The following is a 16990-nucleotide window of genomic DNA, read 5'->3' on the forward strand; positions in this document are numbered from 1 at the left end:
TCTCGCGGCGACCCTCTCCCCAAGCACGCCGGGGCATGTCACACTCCGACCCACTTGAGGCTGTAGTGCCTCATAAGTTTCTCCGCTCCGGAACGGTCTTCCACCCGTCCCGGCCCCAGCGCCCCGGGGCTCTCACCCCGGTGGCCCCCGCCGTGCCCCACTCCGGCGATCGACGCAGCCCTGCATCCCCCAGCACCTCTTGCGTGCGCCACACCACGGGAGTACTCAACGATGAGTTCCAGACCCGGTCGCGCGGTCCGCCGCGCCCTCACCGCGATCGTTCCTGTCACCGCCCTGCTCACCCTGACGGCGTGCGGCAGCGGCACGACCCCGGCCGCCGACTCCTCGCAGGCGGCGGCGCCCGGATCGCCCGGCCTGACGGCGGCCCGCGCGGCTCTGAAGACGTATGCGCAGCGCCCCGCCGCGATCTCCGTCACCCAGCCGGTCGGCAAGAAGATTCCCAAGGGAAAGCAGATCGACTTCATCCTGTGCGGCGTCCAGTCCTGCAAGGACCTCGCCGACTTCTTCACCGGCGCCGCGGGACAACTCGGCTGGAAGGTGAAGCAGATCGCCACCCAGGGCACGCCGGAGTCCGTCCAGGCCGCCTACGAACAGGCCGTACGCGACAAGCCGGACGCCGTCGTCGCCTCCGGTTTCCCCCGTGCCGTCTACGCCAAGCAGCTGGCACAACTGACGGCGGCCGGTATCCCCGTCATCCAGTCGAACGCCGACGACGTGGTGGGCGACGGCATCTCCCTGCTGAAGAACGGGCCGAAGGACGTCGGCGTCCAGGGCCGGATGCTCGCCTCGTGGGTGGTGTCGAACAGCGGCGCCCAGGCGAACACCGTGTACTTCGATCTGCCGGCGTACACGATCCTCAAGCCCGTCAAGGACTCCTTCGCGGCCAACTACAAGGAGTGGTGCGCCGGTTGCGCGCTGGACAACGTCGACGTCCCGATCACCGCGGTGGGCAAGGACATGCCGGACCGCGTGGTGTCGTATCTCCGCTCACACCCGAAGGTGACCCATGTGGTCTTCTCCCTGGGCCTGCTCAACGTGGGCGTGCCCTCCGCGCTGAAGACGGCCGGCCTCACCGGCAGGCACATCGTGGTCAACGTCGGTGACGCGCAGAACTACCAGTACATCCAGAGCGGTCTCACCGACGGCGCGATGGCACTGAACTCCCATGAGACGGCCTGGCTCCAGGTCGACGCGCTGGCCCGGCACTTCACCGGCCAGTCCATGGCCGTGGACCAGAAGGCGGCGCTGCCCAACATGCTCGTCACCAAGGACAACCTGCCTTCCGTCGACGGCGACTTCCCGATCGTCGAGAGCTACCAGAAGCAGTTCAAGGCGCTCTGGGGCCTGAGTTGACCGGGCCGGCACTGCGGGTGGCCGCCCTGTCGAAGCGATTCGGCGGCACCCAGGCACTGAGGGACGTGGATCTCGAGGTCGCGTCCGGCGAGATCCATGCCCTCATCGGGCCCAACGGCTCCGGCAAGTCCACCCTCATCAAGATCCTCGCCGGCTTCCACCACGCGGAGCCGGGTGCGGTGGCCGAACTCGACGGTGAGCCCTTCGACCTCGGCCATGTCACAGCCTCCCGCCACGACCGGCTCCGCTTCGTCCACCAGGAGCTGGGGCTGGTGGGCGAGTTGAGCGCCATCGACAACCTGGCGCTCAGTCACGGCTTCGCCCGCACGGCGTTCGGCAACATCCGCTGGCCGGAGATGGAGAGACGGACGACCGCCCTCGTCGAACGGTTCGGTCTCGGCATCGACGTACGCCGTCCCCTGGTGACGGCGACCCCCGTGCAGCGCGCGGTGGTGGCCATCGCCGCCGCGCTGCAGGGCTGGGAGGGCGGCCGCGGTGTCCTGGTGCTCGACGAGCCCACCGCCGTGCTGCCGCCCGGCGAGGTGGCCCGCCTCTTCGACATCGTGCGGGAGCTCCGCGACGCCGGTGCGAGCGTCCTGTACGTCTCGCACCGGATGGACGAGATCTTCGCGCTCGCCGACCGGGTCACCGTCATCCGCGGCGGACGCCGGATCGCCACACGCCGGGTCGCCGAGCTCACTCCGCGCTCGCTGGCGGAACTGATGGCGGGCGAGGAGACGGAGACCGACCACCGCCCGGCGCCCTCCGCCGGTGCCGCCGACCCCGTGCTGGAGGTCCGTGACCTGTGGGCCGGCCCCTTGCGGGGAGTCGACCTCGACCTGGCCAGGGGCGAGCGTCTGGGCATCACCGGTCTGGTCGGCTCCGGCCACGAGGTCGTGCCGTACGTCGCGTGCGGGGCCCATGCCGGGCCGGTGAGCGGCAGGCTGCGGCTGCCGGAACGCTCCGAGCGGTGGACCGAGGCGCGTGACGCCGGCGCCCTGGGCCTTCCCCTGGTCCCGGCGGACCGGGCGGGCGAGGGGGTGATCGGCGACTTCTCGGTCGGCGAGAACCTCACCCTCCCGCTCCTGCACCGACTGCGCGCCCGGGCCGGGCGACTGCACCGGCGTCGCGAGTCCGCCCTGGCGGAGGACTGGATCAGGCGGGTCGGGGTGCGCACGGCCGGACCAGGGGCGCGGATCACCACCCTGAGCGGCGGCAACCAGCAGAAGGTCGTCATGGCCCGCTGTCTGGCACAGCGGCCGCCGGTGCTGGCTCTGTGCGAACCCACGGCGGGCGTGGACGTCGCAACCCGTCTGCAGCTGTACGACCTGATAGAGCGTCAGGCAGACGAGGGCATGGGCGTCATCGTGTGCTCCTCCGACACGCAGGACCTGCTCGCGCTGTGCACCCGTGTCCTGGTGGTGCGCGACGGCCGGATCGCACGGGAGATCAGTGGCCGGGACATCACCGAGCCCGCGCTCGTGCACGCCATGGAAGGAACCGAGTGACATGAGTCTTGGAAGGGACCCTCTGACATGACATCCACACCGACCCGGGCGGCGGAGCTACCGCCGTCCGCACCGCACAGGTCCGCGGTGTTCGTCCCCGGCGCACTGGGCCGGCGGGCGGTGGCCGCCCTGTCGTTCCGGAACATCGGCGCCGTATACGTGTGGCTGGTCATCGTCGTGCTCTTCTCCGTGTGGGCGCCGGACACGTTCCCGACCATCATCACGGTCAAGCAGGTACTGAACGGCAACGCCGTGGCCGGCCTGGTGGCACTCAGCGTCGTACCGCCACTGGCCGCACGCGTCTTCGACCTCTCGGTCGCCTACACCATGTCGCTCACCAGCGTGCTGACCGCGCGCTTCCTGGTCTCCGCCGGGCTCGGTCCCGGCGCGGCGATCACCCTGGCGATGGCCGCCGCACTGCTGATCGGAGTCGTCAACGGGATCGTGGTGGTGGTCCTGCGCGTCGACTCGTTCATCGCCACCCTGGCCACCGGCGCGCTGATCCAGTCACTGATCACCATGGTCACCAACGACAGCTCCATCACCGGTGTGCAGCTGCTCGCCACACCGTTCGCGAGCATCGCCCAGCTGGACGCGGACGGCATCACCCTGCCGGTGCTGTACTTGCTGCTCGCCGCGCTCGCCATCTGGTTCCTGCTGGAACACACCGCCACCGGGCGCCGGTTGTACGCGACCGGCTTCAACGCCGACGCGGCCCGACTGCAGGGCGTGCGCACCGACCGGCTGCGCTTTCTGACCCTGGTGGCCTCCGCGCTGCTCTCCGGTTTCGCCGGCATCGTCTTCGCGTCCTCGGTCGGATCAGGCTCACCGACCGCGGGCACCCCGTATCTGCTGTCGGCCTACGCCGCCGCCTTCGTCGGGGCGACCCAGTTGCGCGCGGGCCGCTTCAACGCCTGGGGCACGGTGCTCGCGGTCCTCCTGCTCGGCACGGGCATCACCGGACTCGGGCTCGCCACCAGCGCGCAGTGGGCCGCGAGCCTGTTCACCGGCTCGGTCCTCATCGTGGCGCTGGTCCTCACGGGTGGCCGGATCGCCCTGCCTGCCGTGCTGCGCCGCCGCAAGGGAATCCCCTCGACTGCCGGCGCCGGGACTCCCGCGGAGAGCGGCACCCCGCCTGTCACCGGCAAGGAGACCTGACAATGAAGGCTGTGCAATACCGGAGGGTGGGACACGCCCCCGAGGTCGTCGACGTTCCCGTGCCCGGACCGGGCCCGGGCCAGGTGCTGTTGAAGGTGACGGCGGCGGGGCTGTGCCACTCCGACCTCGCGGTCATGGGCTGGCCCGAAGAGCAGTTCCCCTACCCGCTGCCGATGACGCTCGGCCACGAGGGTGTCGGCACGGTCGCGGCCGTGGGCAGCGGTGTCACCGCAGTGGCGGAAGGCGACGACGTGGCGGTGTACGGCCCGTGGGGCTGCGGGCACTGCCGCAACTGCGCCCAGGGCAAGGAGAACTGCTGCCCGCGTGCTGCCGGGCTCGGCATCCTGCCGCCGGGACTCGGCTACCCCGGTGCGCTCGCCGAGTACATGCTGGTGGACTCGCCCCGCCACCTGATGCCGCTGAACGGACTGGACCCGGTTCAGGCCGCCCCGCTCACCGACGCGGGGCTGACGCCCTATCACGCGATCAGGAGGTCACTGCCCAAACTGGTCCCGGGCAGCACGGCGGTGGTGATCGGGGTCGGCGGCCTGGGTCACCTCGCCGTACAGCTGCTCCGCGCTCTGACACCGGCCAGGGTGGTCGCCCTGGACGTGAGCAAGGAGAAGCTCGAGCTGGCACGCACCGTCGGCGCCCACGAGACGCTCCTCTCCGACGGCGCGGCGGCCGCACGGGTGCGGGAGCTCACCGGCGGGACGGGAGCGGACGTGGTGCTGGACTTCGTGGGAGCAGAGGCGACGCTCGCGGTGGCCGCGGCATCGGTGGCGGTGGCGGGCGACGTGACGATCGTCGGCATCGGCGGCGGCACCCTGGCGGTCGGCTTCGGCGGCGGGCTGCCGTTCGAGGTCGCCGCCTCGTTCCCCTACTGGGGCACTCGCCCGGAACTCATGGAGGTCGTCGAGCTGGCGCGACAGGGGCTGGTCTCCTCCCACGTCGAGACCTTCACACTCGACGAGGCGCCGACGGCCTACGAGCGTCTGCACGCCGGCGACATCAACGGCCGCGCGGTAGTACTGCCGCACGGTTGAGCCGCGACCCGTGCAGGGCCGGCGCCCGAGCCCCGCTCAGGTGCCGGCCCGCTCCTCTGCCGGGTTTCGCCCACTCACCGTCCGCGCCACACACCGCCGCAGCACCGTCATGAACTCCGGCGTTTCCCACGGCCCACGATCCACCCGGCCGGTGTCGTCCACGCCCAGGTCCTGTACGTCGTAACGGCCCCTGCAGTGCCCGAGGGTGAAGTAGCAGACCTCACCGAGGCCGTGCCGCTTGAGATACAGCACCGGCCGGGGCGCGGCGTCGAGGGCCGCCGTGTCGCCCTCCGCGAAACCGCGGCACGGTCCCGTGTACTCGGCGTGCAGCAACACCTCCAACTCCCCGTGCAACTCGCACACATACAGCTCGTCGGTGACCGTGAACGGGCCGACCCCGGCGACCAGCGGATGCTCGGGCCGGGTCACCCGAACCTCGTACGGCTCGATCGGCGGATGGGCCAGGAACTGGCTGCCGAGCACCGGCGCCAGTTCCCCCAGGAGCCGCGGGGTCGTGAACACCCGCGGTCCGTCACTCGCCGACGGCTCGATCACCGAGTTGGTGCCGTGCAGGGCGAGCCAGCGCCCGCCCCGCTCGACGAACCGTGCCAGCGCGGCCCGCTGTGCCGGGCGGGGCCGGACGTCACAGGTGTAGGTGACCAGCAGGTCGGCCTTCTCGAGCGCGGCCACGCAGTCGTAGTCCTGATACACGCTCGTGCGCACCTGTGGATGTTCACCGAGCAGCTCCAGCAGCCGGAGCCGCGCGTAGTCGAAGTCGTGCCAGCGGCCGCCGCAGACCAACACGGCGTCCAGGCGGCCGGCCGGGCCCGCCACGGCTCAGTACTGGACGCGGGTGAGCAGCCCGCCGTCCACCACGAGGTTGACCCCGACGCAGAAGGAGCCGGTCCGCCCGAGCAGGAACGCCACCGCCGCTGCCACGTCCTCCGCGGTGCCGTAACGGCCGATCGGAAGCTTGGCGAGCACCTCCTCGTACACCTCCGGGCGGCTGGCGCGGATGGTCTCCCAGGCGCCGCCGGGGAAGTCGATCGGGCCGGGCGAGACGGTGTTGACGCGGATGCCCTTCGGCGCGAGGGCGTGCGCGAGGGCCGAGGCGTGCTGGACCACGGCTGCCTTGAGCGCGGAGTACGAGTTCGCTCCGGCCGGGCGCGCGGTGTCGGAGGCGTTCGTGGTGCCGATGGCGACGACGGCGGCCCGGTCGGAGGCCTCCAGGTACGGAAGGGCCGCCTCGACGAGTCCCGCGAACGGGATCAGGTCGCCGCGCAGGCTGGCCTCCCAGGACTCGGGGCCCTTCACGTTGCCCGCCGACACGTTGGACACCAGCAGGTCCAGGCCGCCGAGTTCACCGGCCGCGCGCTGCACGAAGGCCGCGAGCGAGGCCGGGTCGGTGACGTCGACCGGCTCCACGAACACCGTGGCGCCCTCGCCGCGCAGTTCGGCGGCGGTCTTGGCCAGTCCTTCTTCGCCCCGGGCGCACAGCGCCAGGGCACAGCCCTCGGCCGCCAAGGTGGTGGCGATCGCCCGGCCGATGCCCCGGCTCGCGCCGGTCACCAGCGCCTTCGCGCCTGTCAGTCCCAGATCCATCGATGTCACTCCTTTGTGATTGCCGAATGCGACTGCCGAATGCGACTGCCGAAAAGATCCCGGTGCCTCAGTTGCCGGGAAGCTGCGAGAACGGCATCCGGTCGACCCGCGGCTCCGGCGGCAGCTTCAGCACGCGTTCACCGATCAGGTTGCGCTGGATCTGGTCGGTGCCTCCGGCCAGCCGGTAGCCGGGGGCGCCGAGCAGGTGTTGCGCCCAGGCGAAGGTGCCCGCCTCCCCGGTGTCGGCGCTGATCCGCGCGCCCATCAGCTCTGCCGCGACCTGTCCTGTGCGGGTGAGCAGGTCGGAGGCCATGAGTTTGGTCAGCGACGCCTCCGGGCCCGGCCGGCCGCCGGCGGCGCTCGTCCTGGCGACGCGGTCCACGGTGGCCGCGCGCAGGGCGGCGCGCACGTACAGGTCGGCGAGGCGCTGGCGGACCAGCGGGTCTTCGGTGCGGCCGAGGGAGCGGGCGAGTGCGAGGACGTCCGCGAACGTGCCGCCCTTGCGGCGGTTGCCGCCGCCGGAGGCGGTCCGCTCGAAGGCGAGGGTGGCGGTGGCGACCTCCCATCCCTGGCCCGGTCGCCCGATCCGCAGCCGGTCCGGAACACGGACGCCGCTGAGGAAGACCTCGTTGAAGGAGGCGCCGCCGCTCATCTGACGGATGGGGCGCACCTCCACGCCGGTGGCGTCCATCGGGACCAGGAAGGCGGTGATGCCGGCCTGTTTGACCACGTCCGGGTCGGTGCGGGCGAGCAGCAGACCGTGGTCGGCGAACTGGGCGCCCGAGGTCCACACCTTCTGACCGTCGATCACCCACTCGTCGCCTTCCTGGCGGGCACGGGTGCGCAGGGCCGCGAGGTCGGATCCGGCACCGGGTTCGCTGAAGAGCTGACAGGCCAGCAGGTCGGTGCGCAGGAACTCGCGCGCGTACGTGTCACGCTGCTCGGCCGTCCCGAACAGGGAGACCGCCATGCCGACAAGGCGCACCGTGACGCTGATCAGCTCGGTCGACGGCGGCACCTCGAAGGCCGACTCCTCCTCGGCGAAGGCCGCCGCATGGGCGGCGGTCAGGCCCGCGCCGCCCTTGTCCTCGGGGAGGGTCAGTGCCTGGTACCCGGCGTCGAAACGGGCGCGCTGGTAGACGCGGCAGCGCTCCAGGAGCAGGCGTTCCTCGTCCTCCGAGAGGTTGTGGAACACGGCGAGGTCGGCCGCCTCTGTGGCGGACTGCGGCGTCCGCGCCGGTTCGAGCACGCCGGCCAGCCACTGCCGGACCTGTGTGCGCCATGCGTCCGGATCGGGCTGGGACATGGCTCCTCCTCGAATACTTACCAGACGGCAGTTTGAGTAACAATGATCGGGAGTACACCGCCCCCACCTCTCAAACTTGGGGAAATGACTCCACCTGGAACCAGAGTGTTCCGTACTTTCTTGATAAACGCTACAGTCTCAGCATCTCCTCTCCCTGCGAATCGGGAGAGGCCCAGGAGCCGCCGGAGGAGCCATGTCGCTGCTGCCACTCGACCGTCGCGCCCAGGAGACACCCGACGAGCCCGCCCTGGCGGACGACCTGGGCGTGCTGTCCTGGTCGGGCCTCGCCGACCAGGTGGCGCGGGCGACGGCACGGCTGCTGGAGCTCGCGCCCGGCCCCGACGACCGGGTCGCAGTCCTGGGCGACAACGCGACCCCAACGCTGGTGGCCCATCTGGCGGGCCTGCGTGCCGGAGTGGGGACCGTGGCCACATCCCGGAATCTCACGTCGGGCGAACTCGTCGACCAGATCATCGACGCGGGCGTGACCGGAATCATCGCCGGACCGGTGGGCGCCGGTGCCGCCCTCGACGCGGCCCGGGAACTGGGCCTTCCGGTCGTGATGCACGGAACCCCGGCGGTCGGGCACGCCTTCGCCTGGGACGCGTGGCTCGCGGCCGCGCCCGCCGGGCGCACCGTCCCGGCGGACCGGCCCGCCCGGCCTCCGCTCGTCTACACCTCGGGAACCACCGGACGGGCGCGGGGCACCGAGGTGCGCTGGGTGAGCGGCCCGGTCGCCGACAGCTCCGCCTACCTCGCCGCGATGGCCGCCCGGCCGGGATTCCCGCCGGGACCGCACCTGGTGTGCGGCCCGCTGCAGCACAACGCGCCGCTGACCTCGCTGCGGCATCTGACGGCCGGTCAGCCGGTCATCGTCCTCGGCAGGTACGACGCGGAGACGTTCCTCAGCCGTGTGCACAGGTGGCGGGTCTCCTCGACGGTGATGGTGCCCACCCACTTCCAACGGCTGCTCGCCCTCCCGGAAGAGGTCCGCGGCCGCTACGACGTCTCCAGCCTGCGGCAGGTCTCGCACACCGGCTCCGCGTGCCCGCCGGACGTGAAGCGAGCCATGATCGAGTGGTTCGGCCCGGTGCTGACGGAGTCGTACGGCGCCAGCGAAGCGGGAACCGTCGCCCGCATCAACAGCACCGAGTGGCTGGCGCACCCGGGCTCGGTCGGGCGTGTCCGGCCCCCGTTCGAGGTCCTGGTCACCGACGACGCCGGGCGGCAACTGCCGCCCGGCGAACAAGGACTGCTGGCCTTCCGGGCCCCGGAGGACCAGGGCGTCCGCTACCACGCAGATCCGGACAAGACCAGGTCCGCCTATCTCTCCCCCGGCGTCTTCACGCTCGGCGACATCGGCTACGTCGACGCGAACGGCTACATCTTCATCACCGACCGGGCCGCGGACGTCGTGGTCTCCGGCGGCGTGAACCTGTACCCGGCCGAGAGCGAGGCGGTCCTTCGGCAGCACCCGGCGGTCGCCGAGATCGCCGTCATCGGCGTGCCCGACCCGGACCTCGGCGAGTCGCTGCGGGCGCTGGTCGTGGCCGCGGCCGACGAGCCGCCGACCGAGGACCTGGACCGGTTCTGCCGCGACCGCCTCGCCGCCTACAAGTGCCCGAAGTCGTACGAGTTCGTCCCCGAGCTGCTGCGCAACGCGATGGGCAAGCTCGACAAGCGTGCGATGCGGCGCCCCTATTGGAGCTCGGAACGGACCATCGCCGGCTGAGCCGACCCGCCTGTCCCTCACGCGTACGAAGGATCACCCATGACCGAACTCCTCCTCGTCCGGCACGGCCTCCCCCTGGCGGGCGTGTTCGACCCCGGGCTGTCGCCGGAGGGCAGCGCCCAGGCGGAGCGTCTCGCCGCCTGGCTCGTGCACGAGGACGTCGACGCCATGTACACCAGCCCGTTCCTGCGTGCCCGCGAGACGGTGGCTCCCCTGGAACGGCTCACCGGCATGACCGCCACCGTCCTCGACGACCTGCGCGAGTGGGACACCGACGTCTCCCACCCCTACATGCCACCGGAGCAGATCGGCGCGGAGGACCCCCGCGGGGCGGCACTCGCCGAGGGACGCTACGAGGACTTCGTGCCCGATCTGGACTGGGACGCCTTCCGTGCGCGAGCCGTACGGGCCATGGACACCATTTTCGACGCCCATCCCGGCGGGCGGGTCGCGGTCGTGTGCCACGGCGGGATCACCAACACCTACCTGGCGACGGTGCTCGGCCTGCCGACGATGTTCTGGTTCCATCCCGGCTACACGTCCGTCAGCCGGGTGCGGCGCATGCCCGGCGGCCGGATCGTTCTGCACTCGGTGAACGAAACGGCCCACATGATCGCCCGACGTGCCGTCGACGCGGCCGCCTGACCCCGTCCCACTCCCCAGGAGGTCCCGGCCATGCCCGGATCCGTCATCGTCGCCGGAGCAAGGACGCCCATCGGCAGACTCATGGGCGCCCTGAGCACGGTGTCCGCCGTCGACCTCGGCGCCCATGCCATCGGCGCGGCGCTGGCCGCCGTGCACCTGGACCCGGCAGCCGTGGAAGCCGTCGTCATGGGCCATGTCGTGCAGGCCGGGGCCGGCCCCAACCCGGCACGGCAGGCCGCGATCCGCGCCGGCATTCCGTTCTCCGTCCCCGCGAGCACCGTCAACAAGCTCTGCCTGTCCGGTCTGCACGCCATCGCCCTGGCCGACCTCATGATCGCCTCCGGCCGGCACGAGGTGGTCGTCGCCGGTGGCATGGAGTCCATGTCGGGCGCCCCGCACCTGCTGCGCGGATCACGCACCGGGTGGAAGTACGGCTCGACCGCGGTGGAGGACGCCCTCGACCGTGACGCCCTCGTCTGCGCCTTCGACGACGAGTCCATGGGTGCGGCCACCGAGCGCCATCAGCAGCCGTACGCCCTGACGCGCGAGGAGCAGGACGAGTACAGCGCGCTGTCCCATCAACGGGCCGCCCAGGCGCAGGAGTCGGGTGCGCTGCGCGAGGAGATCATCCCCGTCACCGTGGCCGGACGCCGGGGCGAGACAGTGGTCGACACCGACGAGGGGGTACGGCCGGGGAGCACCGCAGAGAGCCTGGGCCGGCTCAAGCCGGCCTTCTCCGGCGCGGGCACCATCACCGCGGGCAACTCGTCACAGCTCTCCGACGGCGCCGCAGCCGTCGTCGTGATGAGCGCGGAGCTCGCCCGCCGGGAGGGCCTGACCCCGCTCGCCGAGATCGGCGCCTATGGCACGGTCGCGGGCCCCGACCCCTCACTGCTCGTCCAGCCGGCCGGCGCGGTCCGCGACGCCCTGTCCCGGTACGGCCGGCTGAAGTGCGCCGATCTGGACCTGCTCGAGATCAACGAGGCGTTCGCCTCGGTGGCCCTGGCTTCCGTACGGGAGCTGGACATCCCCCTGGACAAGGTGAACGTCAACGGCGGCGCGATCGCGCTCGGGCACCCGGTCGGCATGACCGGAGCCCGGCTGGTGCTGACCCTCGCGACCGAACTGCGACGGCGCGGAGGCGGCAGCGGAGCAGCGGCCCTGTGCGGGGGCGGCGGCCAGGGCGACGCGCTGCTGCTTCATGTGCCGACGCAGGCCTGAACCCCGGAGCTGACCCACCATGAACGACCAACTGCCCGCCTGGACGACCCTCACCGTGACGACCCGCACCCCCGCCGCCGACGGCGTCGTCTCCCTCACCCTGCGCCGTCCCGACGGCGGTGTGCTTCCCGCCTGGACGCCGGGCGCCCACATCGACGTACTCCTGGACGGCGACGACGGTGGAGAGGGAGGCCTGATCCGTCAGTACTCCCTGTGCGGCCGGCCGGCCGAGCGTGCGGCCTGGCAGATCGCCGTGCTGCGCGAGCCGCGGGGCCGGGGCGGTTCCGCGTACGTCCACGACCATCTGCGCGAAGGCACCACCGTGCGGGTCCGCGGACCGCGGAACAACTTCCCGTTGCGGCCCGCCGCACGCCATCTGTTCATCGCCGGCGGCGTCGGCATCACACCCATACTTCCCATGGTCGAGGCCGCCGAGGCCGCGGGAGACGACTGGCTTCTGCTGTACGGCGGCCGCACCCGCACTTCCATGGCGTTCCTCGACCGCCTCGCCCCGCACGGGGACCGCGTGCTCATCCGTCCGCAGGACGAGTACGGCCTGCTTGACCTCGCCGCCCACCTCGGCGTACCCGAGGAGGGCACCCTGGTGCACGCCTGCGGGCCCGAACCCCTGCTGCTGGCGGTGCAGGAGCAGTGCGCGGGCTGGCCCCCCGGCACGCTGGGCGTCGAGCGGTTCGCCCCGGCGCAGCCAAACGGGTCCGGCCCGGCCGAGGCCTTCGAGCTGGAGCTCGCTCGTTCCGGGCTCACCCTCACCGTGCCGTCGGACCGCTCGGTACTCGAAACCGTCGAGGAGGCAGGCGTCGCGGTGGACTTCTCGTGCCGGGAAGGCACGTGCGGCACCTGTGAGACGGACGTACTGGACGGCAAACCCGACCATCGCGACTCGCTGCTGAACGAGGACGAGCGGGCCGCCGGCGACACCATGCTCATCTGTGTCTCCCGCTCGTGCGGGCCTCGCCTGGTCCTCGACCTGTGACGGCGATCACCTCCAGCAATTTACTAGGACGTCCTAGTATCTCTGGCGTCAGCAATACCCCCGCTCCGTCCGGGAAGGCCCTCATGAGCGATCTGCACCGGCCCGTGCACCCTGTTCGCCTGGTCACCGCTTCAGCTCTGTTCGACGGGCACGACGCGTCGATCAACATCATGCGGCGGATCTTCCAGTCCCAGGGTGCCGAGGTGATCCACCTGGGCCACAACCGCTCGGTGCGGGAGGTCGTGGACGCGGCGCTGGAGGAGGACGCGCACGGCGTGGCCGTCTCGTCCTACCAGGGCGGGCACGTCGAGTACTTCGAGTACCTGGTCGAGTCGCTGCGTGCGCAGGGCGCCGGCCACATCCGCGTGGTGGGCGGCGGAGGGGGCGTCATCGTTCCCGACGAGATAGCCCGGCTGCGCAACAGCGGGGTGATCATCTTCTCCCCGGAGGACGGCCAGCGGATGGGCCTGGCCGGGATGGTCAACTCGGTGGTGCGGGACTGCGACTTCGACCTCTGGGACGGCAAGCCGGCCGACGCGGCCGCCGTACTGGCCGGTGACCGGTTCGCGATCGCCCGCGCCGTCACCGGTGCGGAACTCGGCAAATTGCCCCCGGAGTTCCTCGCACAGCTGCGTGCCACGGCTGCCGCCGGCTCGGTTCCGGTGCTCGGCATCACCGGCACCGGTGGTTCGGGGAAGTCCTCGCTGACCGACGAGTTGGTGCGCCGGTTCCGTGTCGACCAGCAGGACAAGCTGCGGATCGCAGTGATCGCGGTCGACCCGACCCGTCGCCGCGGCGGTGGCGCCCTGCTCGGTGACCGGATCCGGATGAACTCCCTGGACGGCAGCCGGGTCTTCTTCCGCAGCCTGGCCACCCGAGGCAGCCGCGAGCTGCCCGAGCATCTGTCCGACGTGATCGACGTGGTCAAGGCCGCCGGCTTCGACCTGGTGATCGTGGAGACGCCGGGCATCGGCCAGGGCGACGCGGCGATCGTGCCGTTCGTCGACACCTCGCTGTACGTGATGACGCCGGAGTTCGGTGCCGCCTCGCAGCTGGAGAAGATCGACATGCTCGACTTCGCCGACGTGGTGGCGATCAACAAGTTCGAGCGGCGCGGCGCCAAGGACGCGCTGCGCGACGTGGGCCGCCAACTGGTCCGTAATCGCGAGGTGTTCGGCATGCGGCCCGAGGACATGCCGCTGTACGGCACCTCGGCGGCCACCTTCAACGACGACGGGGTCACCGCGCTGCATCAGCATCTGAAGACCGCCCTGGCCGAGAAGGGACTGCCGCTGTCCGAAGGCACGCTGGCACCGGTCGGCATTCGCCACTCCTCCGGCATCCGGCAGGTGGTTCCCGCGGACCGGGTGCGCTACCTCGCCGAGATCACCGACACCGTTCGCGCCTACCACGGCGAGACCGCCCAACTGGCCGAGGCGGCACGGCGGGTGCAGCGCCTGGGCGCGGTCCGGGGCGAGCTCGTCGAGGCCGGCTCCGACGCCGAGAACGTGCAGTCGCTGCTCGACAAGGCCCGCAGGCAGTTGCCGCACGACATCAGCGAGCAGATCGAGAACTGGCCCGCCGTGGTGGCGTCGTACTCCGGCGACGAGCAGGTCGTGAAGGTCCGTGACAAGGAGATCCGCACCAAGCTGACCCGCGAGTCGCTCTCCGGCAACAGGATCCCCCGCGTCGCCCTGCCCCGATTCACGGATCACGGGGAGCTGGTGCGGTTCTGGCGCGGGGAGAACCTGCCCGGCCGCTTCCCCTTCACCGCCGGGGTGTTCCCCTTCAAGCGTGACGGTGAGGACCCGGCGCGGATGTTCGCCGGCGAGGGCGACCCGTTCCGCACCAACCGCCGCTTCAAGCTGCTCTCCGAGGGCCAGCCCGCCACCCGCCTGTCCACCGCCTTCGACTCCGTCACCCTCTACGGCCGCGACCCCGACGAACGCCCCGACATCTACGGCAAGGTCGGCACCTCCGGCGTCTCGGTGGCCACGCTGGAGGACATGAAGGCGCTCTATGACGGCTTCGACCTGGTCGCCCCGACGACGTCGGTGTCGATGACGATCAACGGGCCCGCGCCGACCATCCTGGCCTTCTTCCTCAACACCGCCGTCGACCAGCGACTCGACCGCTTCCGGGCCACCGAGGGCCGCGAACCGTCGCCCGAGGAGACGGCCGAGCTGCGGGCGGACGCGCTGGCGAACGTGCGCGGCACAGTCCAGGCCGACATCCTCAAGGAGGATCAGGGCCAGAACACCTGCCTGTTCTCGACCGAGTTCTCCTTGCGGATGATGGCCGACATCCAAGAGTGGTTCATCGAACAGAAGGTCCGCAACTTCTACTCGGTGTCCATCTCCGGCTACCACATCGCCGAAGCCGGCGCGAACCCCATCAGCCAGCTCGCCTTCACCCTGGCCAACGGCTTCACCTACGTCGAGGCCTACCTCGCCCGGGGCATGCACATCGACGCATTCGCCCCGAACCTGTCTTTCTTCTTCTCCAACGGCATGGACCCCGAGTACTCCGTCCTCGGCCGCGTGGCCCGCCGTATCTGGGCGGTCGCGATGAAGGAGAAGTACGGCGCGGGCGAGCGCAGTCAGAAGCTGAAGTACCACGTCCAGACCTCGGGCCGCTCGCTGCACGCCCAGGAGATGGACTTCAACGACATCCGCACCACCCTGCAGGCGCTCATCGCGATCTACGACAACTGCAACAGCCTGCACACCAACGCCTACGACGAGGCCGTCACCACCCCCACTGAGGAGTCCGTCCGCCGTGCCCTGGCCATCCAGTTGATCATCAACCGGGAATGGGGCCTGGCCATGAACGAGAACCCCCTCCAGGGCTCGTTCATCATCGACGAACTCACCGACCTGGTCGAGGAAGCCGTCCTGGAGGAGTTCGAGCGGATCAGCGAGCGCGGCGGTGTGCTCGGCGCGATGGAGACCGGCTACCAGCGCGGCCGCATCCAGGACGAGTCGATGCTCTACGAACAGCGCAAGCACGACGGCACCCTGCCCCTCATCGGCGTCAACACTTTCCGCACCCCCCACGCCGGCTTCGCCGAGCCCGGCGTCATCGAACTCGCCCGCGCCACCGAGGAGGAGAAGCACTCCCAACTGGCGCGCGTACAGGACTTCCAGGCCCGACACCAGGAGCCGGCCCACGCCGCCCTGGCTGCCCTCAAGGACGCGGCGGTGGGCGGCGACAACGTCTTCGCCGTCCTCATGGACGCCGCCCGCGTCTGCTCGCTGCAGCAGATCACCGACGCCTTCTTCGAGGTCGGCGGCCAATACCGCCGCAACGTCTGACCACCACTGACCGGATTGGACATCACATGGACTCCGTCACCCGTCTCGGCGTCGTCGGCTGCGGCCTCATGGGCTCCGGCATCGCCGAAGTCGCCGCCCTGGGCGGCCTCGACGTCCGTGTCGCCGAAGCCACCCCCGACGCCGTCGAGGCAGGCCGCCGTCGAGTCACCGCCTCCCTCGACCGAGGCGTGCAGCGCGGCAAGATCACCGAGGAACAGCGCGACCAGGCCCGCGCCCGGCTCTCGTTCACCCACGACCTCAGTGACCTGTCCGACCGTCAATTCGTCGTCGAGGCCGTCGCCGAGAACCGCGAGATCAAGACCGACGTCCTGCGCACCCTGGACAAGGCGGTCGAAGACTCCTCGGCGATCCTGGCCACCAACACCTCCTCCATCCCCGTCGTCGATCTCGCCGTCGCCACCGAGCGGCCCGGCCAGGTCATCGGCATGCACTTCTTCAACCCCGTTCCAGTGCAGAGGTTGGTCGAGCTCGTTCCCGCCCTCACCACCAGCCCGGACACCGTGCAGCGCACCCGCGACCTGGCCACGCAACTCGGCAAGCAGCCCATCCAGGCACCCGACCGCTCCGGCTTCGTCGTCAACGCCCTCCTCGTGCCCTACCTGCTCAGCGCGGTCCGGATGGTGGAGTCCGGCGGCGCCCGGCCCCAGGACATCGACCAAGGCATGGAACTCGGCTGCGCCCACCCCATGGGCCCGCTCCGCCTGCTCGACCTGATCGGTCTGGACACCGCCCAAGCCGTCGCCGAGTCGATGTACGAGGAGTTCAAGGAACCGCTGTACGCCCCGCCGGCACTGCTGCGCCGCATGGTCGCCGCAGGCCACCTCGGCCGTAAGAACGGCCGCGGCTTCTACGCGTACGACGCCTGAACAAAGGCCGGCCGCCCACAAAGCCCAGGTCTGCCCAGTACCGTCGTGACGCTATGTGATGGGTTCAAGACTCCTCACTCGGACTTCGAAGTGGAGGCATAGGGGGCGCACGCACACTCCACCCCCGAACTATGTAGTCCCACCACATGTCCGCCTGACCTGCCTCTTCCTACGGTGTGCCGACACGTACCCGTCCCCATCGC

Annotated in this window: 13 protein-coding genes; 10 read left to right on the forward strand and 3 right to left on the reverse strand. The window is 70.8% G+C overall.

The window, feature by feature from the left end; all coding sequences use genetic code 11:
• Positions 1-231 precede the first annotated feature (231 nt).
• Genes IE239_RS32210 through IE239_RS32225 form a run of 4 tightly spaced genes read left to right on the forward strand, consistent with a single transcriptional unit; the run spans position 232 to position 5086 of the window.
• Positions 232-1374 (forward strand): sugar ABC transporter substrate-binding protein, encoded by a 1143-nt coding sequence (locus IE239_RS32210; protein WP_190152984.1) that lies wholly within the window; start codon positions 232-234, stop codon positions 1372-1374.
• A complete protein-coding gene (locus IE239_RS32215) occupies positions 1371-2882 on the forward strand; it encodes a sugar ABC transporter ATP-binding protein (protein ID WP_190152985.1) in 1512 nt (503 codons plus the stop codon). The genes IE239_RS32210 and IE239_RS32215 overlap by 4 nt, the downstream gene beginning before the upstream one ends.
• Before the next feature lie 27 nt (positions 2883-2909).
• Positions 2910-4040: an ABC transporter permease gene (locus tag IE239_RS32220; protein WP_190152986.1), complete on the forward strand. Its 1131-nt coding sequence runs from the start codon at positions 2910-2912 to the stop codon at positions 4038-4040.
• A gap of 2 nt (positions 4041-4042) precedes the next feature.
• Complete coding sequence (locus IE239_RS32225; RefSeq protein ID WP_190152987.1) at positions 4043-5086, forward strand: NAD(P)-dependent alcohol dehydrogenase; 1044 nt, start codon at positions 4043-4045, stop codon at positions 5084-5086.
• Between the two features lie 36 nt (positions 5087-5122).
• Here IE239_RS32225 and IE239_RS32230 read toward each other — a convergent pair whose 3' ends face one another.
• The 3 genes from IE239_RS32230 to IE239_RS32240 form a co-directional block, all read right to left on the reverse strand.
• The gene (locus IE239_RS32230) at positions 5123-5920 is read right to left on the reverse strand and encodes a ThuA domain-containing protein (RefSeq protein WP_190152988.1); all 798 of its coding nucleotides are present in this window, start codon (positions 5918-5920) and stop codon (positions 5123-5125) included.
• 3 nt (positions 5921-5923) lie between these two features.
• The gene (locus IE239_RS32235; RefSeq protein ID WP_190152989.1) at positions 5924-6688 is read right to left on the reverse strand and encodes an SDR family NAD(P)-dependent oxidoreductase; all 765 of its coding nucleotides are present in this window, start codon (positions 6686-6688) and stop codon (positions 5924-5926) included.
• A 67-nt stretch (positions 6689-6755) separates the two neighbouring features.
• Entirely contained in the window at positions 6756-7994 is a 1239-nt protein-coding gene (locus IE239_RS32240; protein ID WP_190152990.1) for an acyl-CoA dehydrogenase family protein, read from the reverse strand.
• A 193-nt stretch (positions 7995-8187) separates the two neighbouring features.
• Here IE239_RS32240 and IE239_RS32245 point away from each other — a divergent pair, with 193 nt between their 5' ends.
• The 6 genes from IE239_RS32245 (at position 8188) to IE239_RS32270 (ending at position 16787) form a co-directional block, all read left to right on the forward strand.
• Positions 8188-9726 (forward strand): AMP-binding protein, encoded by a 1539-nt coding sequence (locus tag IE239_RS32245; RefSeq protein ID WP_190152991.1) that lies wholly within the window; start codon positions 8188-8190, stop codon positions 9724-9726.
• A gap of 39 nt (positions 9727-9765) precedes the next feature.
• The gene (locus IE239_RS32250) at positions 9766-10371 is read left to right on the forward strand and encodes a histidine phosphatase family protein (RefSeq protein ID WP_190152992.1); all 606 of its coding nucleotides are present in this window, start codon (positions 9766-9768) and stop codon (positions 10369-10371) included.
• A gap of 30 nt (positions 10372-10401) precedes the next feature.
• Entirely contained in the window at positions 10402-11592 is a 1191-nt protein-coding gene (locus tag IE239_RS32255; RefSeq protein WP_190152993.1) for an acetyl-CoA C-acyltransferase, read from the forward strand.
• A 19-nt stretch (positions 11593-11611) separates the two neighbouring features.
• Positions 11612-12586 (forward strand): PDR/VanB family oxidoreductase, encoded by a 975-nt coding sequence (locus IE239_RS32260; RefSeq protein ID WP_190152994.1) that lies wholly within the window; start codon positions 11612-11614, stop codon positions 12584-12586.
• 83 nt (positions 12587-12669) lie between these two features.
• Positions 12670-15900: a fused isobutyryl-CoA mutase/GTPase IcmF gene (icmF, locus tag IE239_RS32265; RefSeq protein ID WP_190152995.1), complete on the forward strand. Its 3231-nt coding sequence runs from the start codon at positions 12670-12672 to the stop codon at positions 15898-15900.
• A 26-nt stretch (positions 15901-15926) separates the two neighbouring features.
• Positions 15927-16787, forward strand: a complete 861-nt coding sequence (locus tag IE239_RS32270; protein ID WP_190152996.1) for a 3-hydroxybutyryl-CoA dehydrogenase — start codon at positions 15927-15929, stop codon at positions 16785-16787.
• Positions 16788-16990: the final 203 nt, after the last annotated feature.

Origin of the sequence: Streptomyces humidus (assembly GCF_014649655.1) — a bacterium.
Classification (GTDB): Bacteria; Actinomycetota; Actinomycetes; order Streptomycetales; family Streptomycetaceae; genus Streptomyces; species Streptomyces humidus.